The 7,204-nt window shown below is 43.4% G+C and carries 9 protein-coding genes; 4 read left to right on the top strand and 5 right to left on the bottom strand.

Annotated elements, in window-relative coordinates; genetic code table 11:
- Positions 1–207: 207 nt before the first annotated feature.
- Positions 208–570, bottom strand: a complete 363-nt coding sequence (locus tag DSOL_RS29880) for an HNH endonuclease (protein ID WP_345788434.1) — start codon at positions 568–570, stop codon at positions 208–210.
- Between DSOL_RS29880 and DSOL_RS25095 the strand changes: the two genes are divergently transcribed.
- Positions 489–956, top strand: a complete 468-nt coding sequence (locus DSOL_RS25095) for an IS66 family transposase (protein ID WP_282433580.1) — start codon at positions 489–491, stop codon at positions 954–956. The genes DSOL_RS29880 and DSOL_RS25095 overlap by 82 nt on opposite strands.
- 57 nt (positions 957–1,013) lie before the next feature.
- Here the strand turns inward: DSOL_RS25095 and DSOL_RS25090 are convergent, their stop codons facing one another.
- A complete protein-coding gene (locus DSOL_RS25090) occupies positions 1,014–1,244 on the bottom strand; it encodes a tyrosine-type recombinase/integrase (RefSeq protein WP_282433579.1) in 231 nt (76 codons plus the stop codon).
- A gap of 174 nt (positions 1,245–1,418) precedes the next feature.
- Between DSOL_RS25090 and DSOL_RS25085 the strand changes: the two genes are divergently transcribed.
- Genes DSOL_RS25085 through DSOL_RS25075 form a run of 3 tightly spaced genes read left to right on the top strand, consistent with a single transcriptional unit; the run spans position 1,419 to position 4,654 of the window.
- A complete protein-coding gene (locus DSOL_RS25085) occupies positions 1,419–2,672 on the top strand; it encodes a site-specific integrase (protein ID WP_170871618.1) in 1,254 nt (417 codons plus the stop codon).
- Positions 2,656–3,639 carry a tyrosine-type recombinase/integrase gene (locus tag DSOL_RS25080; protein ID WP_075367440.1) on the top strand — a complete coding sequence of 328 codons (984 nt, stop codon included), beginning with the start codon at positions 2,656–2,658 and terminating at the stop codon, positions 3,637–3,639. The genes DSOL_RS25085 and DSOL_RS25080 overlap by 17 nt, the downstream gene beginning before the upstream one ends.
- A complete protein-coding gene (locus tag DSOL_RS25075; RefSeq protein ID WP_075367439.1) occupies positions 3,626–4,654 on the top strand; it encodes a tyrosine-type recombinase/integrase in 1,029 nt (342 codons plus the stop codon). Before DSOL_RS25080 ends, DSOL_RS25075 begins: the two co-directional genes overlap by 14 nt.
- Here the strand turns inward: DSOL_RS25075 and DSOL_RS25070 are convergent.
- The 3 genes from DSOL_RS25070 to DSOL_RS25060 form a co-directional block, all read right to left on the bottom strand.
- The gene (locus DSOL_RS25070; protein WP_083643041.1) at positions 4,648–5,544 is read right to left on the bottom strand and encodes a tyrosine-type recombinase/integrase; all 897 of its coding nucleotides are present in this window, start codon (positions 5,542–5,544) and stop codon (positions 4,648–4,650) included. The genes DSOL_RS25075 and DSOL_RS25070 overlap by 7 nt on opposite strands.
- Positions 5,534–6,517 carry a tyrosine-type recombinase/integrase gene (locus tag DSOL_RS25065; protein ID WP_075367438.1) on the bottom strand — a complete coding sequence of 328 codons (984 nt, stop codon included), beginning with the start codon at positions 6,515–6,517 and terminating at the stop codon, positions 5,534–5,536. Before DSOL_RS25065 ends, DSOL_RS25070 begins: the two co-directional genes overlap by 11 nt.
- Positions 6,504–7,204 (bottom strand): tyrosine-type recombinase/integrase (locus tag DSOL_RS25060; protein WP_170871617.1); only part of this gene is annotated, 701 nt, incomplete at its 5' end. The genes DSOL_RS25065 and DSOL_RS25060, both read right to left, overlap by 14 nt.

Genomic DNA, 7,204 nt, shown 5'->3' with positions numbered 1-7,204 from the left:
CAGTTAGAAAGGAATGTCAGGCGGCAATTTATTTAATTATTTTCGGAACCGTATTTACTCTGCAACACCTAATCTAATTGAGTCACGGAGTTTCCTGAGGCATCAGAATACTCCAATTCATAGCCCCTTTTCGCAAACCTTGCCCCCGAACCGTGCTTGCATCTTATAGAAGCACACGGCTCTCCATTAGTAATTGACATATTTTCTCTACTCATGAATTGCCTTATGACAATCCTCACATACAACTAGCGTTTTTCTACGCTTCAATTGCATAACCTGCTCCCAGTGTGTGTTTCCACTTAGCTCTTTGAGACTTGACACATGGTGAACCTCGTAGCCTGTACGACCTCTTGTTCCGCAAAGTTCGCATATTCCCGATTGTAGTCTACCTTTTATTGTGTCATTGCTTTTTGCGTTGTAGGTATGTCTTGTGATTGTGTCGCCATCGTAATATTTACAATCGCTTAACTTTACAATTCGCTTCGTCTTTGTACCATCTTTCGTTAGCGGTTCCCCTTTACCGTCAGGAGAAGGAATGGCTACGTATGGGCATAGTCTTGACCCGATCAACTATGTCAAATTGGGTGATACAGTGTGCTGCCTCCTGGCTGAAGCCAATGTATGAAAGGATGCGCGATAAGCTGATCACCTATGATATTGTCATGAGTGACGAAACGACCATCCAGTGCAATAAGGAGGAAGGCCGGAAGGCATCTAGCAACTCATACTTTTGGCAACATCGGAACGGACCGTGGGAGGAAACACCTATCATACTGTTCCAGTATACCCGTACCCGGGCAGGCGAAAATGCCAGAAAATTTCTGGAGGGTTTTTCCGGATATAGTATTACGGACGCCTATGCTGGGTATGAAAAGGTGGAAAACATAATCCGCTGCTTATGTTGGTCGCATTATCCAAGAAGATTAATTATCCGAGAAGAATTACCGTATGCTTAAAAAATTCAGCAATTCTTCTTAAATCTTCCTGGATAATCATTTGGCATAAATTTCAGTTTAACAGTTTAAAAACTCTGGAACTCTATTGGATGTTTGAGAAGTTTTTCTTTCCCCCACATTACTGGGGAACCATTTTTCATTCCATTCTTTTAAATGTTTGTCCATCGTGTTTTGGGAAATTTCCGCATAAATTTGAGTCGACTGCAGAGATGCATGGCCTAAAAAGTTTTTAATTACAACTAGAGGGACTCCGGCTTCAAGCATGTGGCTGGCAGTCGAATGCCTCAAATGGGGAGCTCCCCATTTGAGGCATTATGGTGAGAGATATAAAATGGTGAGTAATTTTATTTAATGCTGTAGATTCAGGCATTTAGTTCGGCATCGGAGCAAAACACTCACCATTTTATGTATAATCATCCTTATCAGACAAGCATTATTGCTGTTTTAAGGAGGATGATTATATTGAAAAACCAAGACATTCATGGTGCCATATTGGCTATCATGGAATCTATGAGACTGCGGGGAACATCGCCGGGCAGTCTCAAAAATTTTGAAACCGCATACAATGTATTCGAACAGTATTTGTCAGACAACAGTATTACCGAGATTGATGAAAGCCTCTGTCTGGAATACATATACGCAAAAACCGGTCAGCGTTTTGAGCATTTCGAATGTGTCATATCGAATAATAGAGTTGCTTACCGTATGCGGCCATTACTGCTATTACTGCGCTATCTGCAAGACGGACAATTTCTCCCTGATGTTCGGAGGACGAAACCGCCGTTTGTCTGCCCGGCATGTTTCAAGTCAGATTATGAAGCCTTCTGCGAAGAGTTGAACTATCGCGGATACAGCAAAGCAACAATAGAATCAAATACCCAAAAAGTGCAGCTTCTAATAAAGTTCTTGGTAACGCAAGGAGTTACATCGCCATCAGATATTACCATCAGGCATATTGAGAATTATTTAAGAACATTAGAAAACAAAGCAGTCAAGTATGTTGGAACTTTCCTGTATGTATTCAGAAATTTCTTCTCGTTTCTATATGAACAAGGATATATTGCAGATGATTTGGTACCCATGCTCCCCAAAGTACGCACTCCCCGAAATGCTTCGATTCCGTATGTCTGGTCTAAAACAGACCTACAAAAGCTGCTCTGTGCAATAGACCGTGACGACCCCAAAGGCAAGCGAGATTACGCAATACTTCTGATTGCTATCCGGCTGGGCCTCAGGATTGGTGACATCAGAAGCCTAAAAAAATCATCGATAGACTGGAACCGGAAAACGATAAATCTGAAAATGGTCAAAACCAGTCAGCCGATTGAATTGCCGCTACTCAAGGATATCGGATGGGCCATCATTGACTATCTGCAAAACGGACGCCCCGCCACAAACAGCGAATGCCTGTTTGTCAGACACAGAGCGCCTTTCAACGCATTTGGCGGTCGCAACTCCTTCAATAAGGAGCTCCATCGATATATTCTGAAAGCGGGTCTGAACATGCCCGGAGACCAATGGCATGGTATGCACTCGTTGAGAAGTACACTGGCGGGGAACATGCTCGAAATAAAATCACCGCTGCCCATCATATCGGAAGCACTGGGGCATCAGTCTGTCAACACTACAAGCATATATCTTAAGATCGACATTGAAGGGCTAAGCAAATGTGCGCTTGATCCGGAGGAGGTGTTTGCCTGTGAAAACAGCCTATGAATGGAAAAGCGGGTTTGCGGAAGCCGCACAGAACTATATTTCACTCAAGCAGCAGACCGGAATGAAATTCCAAACTCAGGAACGCTACCTGCGGCATTTCGACACATTTTATTACAGCAACGGTTTTGAAGGGAGCACGTTGACAAAAGAAATTGTCAATGACTTTATCTATGACCCAAATGAACGACCTGTGTCGCACCATAACAAAGAAGTAGTTATGCGAGACTTCGCGATATATTTGACTGACAGAGGCTACCATGCGTATGTGGCGGAAGTTAAGACTGTGCTACCGCGCTGCAAATTCATCCCCCACATCTTTACGGATGACGAAACTCGCCGGATGTTCGCAGCTATAGACAATTATCCACAGGCACGCATGTCTTACAGGAATGCGGTTGATCCGGTACTGTTCAGATTTTTGTACGGCACAGGTGTACGGATTTCCGAAGCACTGAATCTTGTTCTCAATGATGTTAACGTGGAATCTGGAACCGCCACAATTCGCGCCGCAAAAAACATGAAAGACCGATTGATTCCCATGACTGAGAGCCTGACAAGACGCATTATCATTTTTATGAATGGATTCCATCGGTACAGCGACGGTAAAATGTGGCTTTTCCCGGGTTACCACAATGGAACAATGGGGCAGATGGATAAGAGCACTACTTACAACCATTTCAGGGATTATCTACTTATGGCTGACATCCACCACACGGCCATAGGCCCACGAGTCCACAGCTTTCGCCATGGATTTGCCGTCAAATGCCTTAAAAATTGGGTTTTGGCCGGAAACGACCTGACTGTTATGCTGCCATACCTTTCGGCATACATGGGGCATTCGGACTTCCGTGCCACCCAATACTATCTGCGGCTGACATCTGACCTATATCCTGATATTGTACGGCGTGTTGAAGCAGAGTTCGGATACGTTATACCGGAAGGTGGGATCATTTATGACGAAAGCTGACTTGCCGTATTACCTCACGAAGTTTCTCGGCAAATACCTGCCCGGCGAGAAGAATGTCAGCCGCCACACTATTCAGTCGTATTCCGTGACTTTTAAACTGCTGCTTTCCTTCTTCGAACAGACCAAAGCGATCACTCCTGAGCGCCTGTCCATGGAGGATTTGACCCGTGACACGATCGTTGATTTTCTGAACTGGATCGAATCTACGCGTAACTGTAGTGTAACGACGAGAAATCAGCGGTTGGTGGCAATCCATTCATTTGTCAGGTTTGTACAGAAGCAGTCTCCCGAGAACCTGTTTGAGTTTCAGAGGATACTGAATATTCCTGATAAAAAGTGTGCAAAAACAGTTGTGCCATTCCTGACTGGTGAAGAAATGAAAATACTGCTGTCGATGTCAGACCCCTCAACCAAAAAGGGACTTCGGGATATGGTACTGATGGCCGTATTGTACGACAGCGCTGCAAGGGTTCAGGAGATCATAGATTTGAAAGTTAAAGATTTACGTTTGGATAAGCTTGCAGTAATCACTTTGCATGGTAAAGGTCAAAAGACTCGCCATGTTCCAATCACGGAGAAAACAAAAAATCTCCTGGAATCACATTTACGGTGCAGTTCGAGCAGCAACGGATTCAGCAGCGGCGAGCAGTATGTGTTTGTGAACCAGAAGAAACAGCAGCTTACACGCTGGGGTATATCTTACATCATTGATAAGTATGTCGGTCTGGCAAGCTTGTGCGATGGATTCGACGTGCGTTTTCCCATCACACCACATGTGTTCCGGCACAGCAAAAGCGTTCATTTACTTCAATCCGGCGTTAACCTGATCTACATAAGGGATTTCCTTGGACATAGCGATTGCAGTACCACTCAAATCTACGCCAAGGCGGACACAGAGACGCGGAGAAAAGCACTGGAGGCAGCATATGTCGACATCCTGCCGACAAGTGAACTCCCTGATTGGTCCGATGACAAAAACCTAATGGACTTCCTTATTTCGCTTGGCCGTCAATGATAAAATGGTGAGTGAATCGATGAGCTACTTGCTGGTTTGGCGGGTTTGCTGTCGTCACTCACCATTTTATATCTCTCACCATAATGTCTCATAGAATGAGGGGGATAACTTTCAGCATTAAACATGGAAGGATTTTCTTTTTGGGCTATGGTTATATATTTTTTGTATATTCCTTCTATGCAGGAAACCGTCATCTGCTCATGCGTTTGGCTTGAAAATATATGTTTTTCTGGTCTATCGCTGATTTTTCTGTGCTCAATATATTTCTTAAGAAGGGCGGAACATGCGTTAGGGATTCCAATACGGCGAATCTTCCCACCTTTCCCTTTAATATTTAGCGTAGCGCCTTTTTGATGAATCTGAAGATTTCCTACCATAAGGTCACATATTTCTTGAGCACGGGTTCCGCTTGCATACATAAGACTGAGCAAGATCTTATCCCTGAGCCCAGTTTCACGGGTTTCATTAGGTAGTGCTAAAAGTATTATGATTTCCTGACGGGAAAGAATCGCTCTTTGCTTATGCTGGGTTCTCTTTTCTGGAATCTTATTCACACTATTCCTGAAAACAGAAGCTGCAGTAAAATCCCGGTTTTGTGCATAAGCTGAAAAAGAGGCTATTGCGGACAGGCGCTGGTTTCTAGTCGATGCACTGCAGCCACGAACCGATTCAATCCATATAAAGAAATCAGTCAGTGTTTTGTAATCAAGCTTGTCAAAGGTAATTTTGTCAGCCTCAATCCCCTTTTCCTTATATAGGAATTCGATGAGTAGGCGGAATGCATATTTATAGGATTTAACTGTATTGGGGCTTGCACCTACGGAACACGGAAGATAGGTGGTAATAAAAGCATCAAGGAGTTTTAAAAAATCAGATGCTTTATCCTTCATAAACCACCTCCGGGAAAACCTGCAATGTGTAATCCTCAAACAGTTCCATAGCTTCAGGATATAATTCGCTGCTAAATTTCAGATATTTCTCCGTTTCTTTCAGGCTGTCATGACCTAGATATATGGATAAATAGGGAACAGATGCATCAATCGTGCGACCTAACTTTTCCGCTTCTGCAAAGGATTTAAATGTAAATACATGCCGGAGGCAGTGAAGGCATGGCCCTCGTTCCCACTTTGCCTTTCCTTTCATTGAAATCCCGGCAGATTTCAATATCACATTGAACTTAGTTCGGGCGGCTTTTACGGAAAAAGGCACTTCCTGTATGGTACTGGGGAACAGTAACGCTTCAGCTTTCCCTATCAACCCCATTGCAAGACAGTATCTTTTCAGGATGTAAGTTAATTTCTGGTGCATGGGTACCAGCCGCTGCTTGTCTCCTTTTGTATGTTTTAGAGTAAGGATTCCGCCATCCAGGTCTACATCCTTCATCTTCAAAGCCAGAGTTTCCCCCACACGTAGCCCACAACCATACATAATTCGGAGCATCATAGGAAACTCAAGCTGGATATAAGGATTCGGCTGGCTCTTTGTAAGGGTTATGGTATCAGATAACGTAAAAATCCGTTTTAGTTCCTCATCAGAGAAAATATATGGAATATAATCATCTGCTACCTTGGGGATCGGTGGTATAAAAACCTTAATTCCAATGCTACTCAGATATCGGAGAAATAGGCGTACAACAATAACCTCATTGGCAATGGAACTTCTCTTTCCTGTCAAATTTTTTATCCATCCGGTTATTACATGTTCAGACACTGCTTTCTGTTGAAGATGGCATTCGGTGAGATAGCTGTCAAAGGCGGTAAAATAATGGCAATCATGAGCATAGGCACTTTTACTCAATACAGCTTTTCTCAACGATAAGAAATCGGCAAACTCAGTCCGCAGGATACTTTTAAATTCCATCATAACTTCGCCCTCCATCCAGAAATGCTTCAAATACACCGGAGGGCTCCGGTACAGGTATTGCGTACTCCCGCAGGCGCTCTATATCAACTCTTGCATAATGCTTTATTGCATCCGGGTCTGTATGCCCCAACACTTTTCGTACGACATCATAGGGCACTTGATCATTAACCATGGAGCTGGCGATAGATGATCGAAATGTATGTACACCATGCTTTTTACCAGAGATATCAATACCGGCCTTTCGGAAATATTTCGTGGTTGCAAATCGAAGAGCTGAAGTCGTTATTCCCTGATATGGAGCCTTCTGTCGGAGAAATATGCGGCATTCATCATTAACAATCGGACGTGCATTCTTAATGTAATTCTGAATTGCATCTTTTATTTCTGGGAGCAGTGGTAATTCCAGTGGCTGCTGGGTCTTTTCCTGAACCAAGCGAATAAAATTGCCCCCAAAATCTATTTCATCAAAAGTCAGCCGTGCGATATCTCCAGAGCGCATTCCAAGCCGGGTAGCAAGAAGCAACATTGCATAATCACGGATTCCGGTTTTACTTGACTGGTCTATGGCGTTTTCAAACCTGAGGATTTCTTTTTCCGAGTATGTGGAAGGTATTACAAATGCTTTTGTATAACGTGGGATAAGGGTGGAATAATCGTATTTAACTACATTCTCTTTATAAAGGTATT

It is taken from the genome of Desulfosporosinus metallidurans (assembly GCF_001936615.1).
Classification (GTDB): domain Bacteria; phylum Bacillota; class Desulfitobacteriia; order Desulfitobacteriales; family Desulfitobacteriaceae; genus Desulfosporosinus; species Desulfosporosinus metallidurans.
Note: the sequence above shows the minus strand (reverse complement) of the source record. Positions and strands in the feature narration are given on the sequence as shown.

Coding starts and splice junctions, on each gene's coding strand:
- DSOL_RS25075 (WP_075367439.1), top strand. CDS start 3,626: ATGACGAAAGCTGACTTGCCGTATTACCTCACGAAGTTTCTCGGCAAA.
- DSOL_RS25065 (WP_075367438.1), bottom strand. CDS start 6,517: ATGATGGAATTTAAAAGTATCCTGCGGACTGAGTTTGCCGATTTCTTA.
- DSOL_RS25070 (WP_083643041.1), bottom strand. CDS start 5,544: ATGAAGGATAAAGCATCTGATTTTTTAAAACTCCTTGATGCTTTTATT.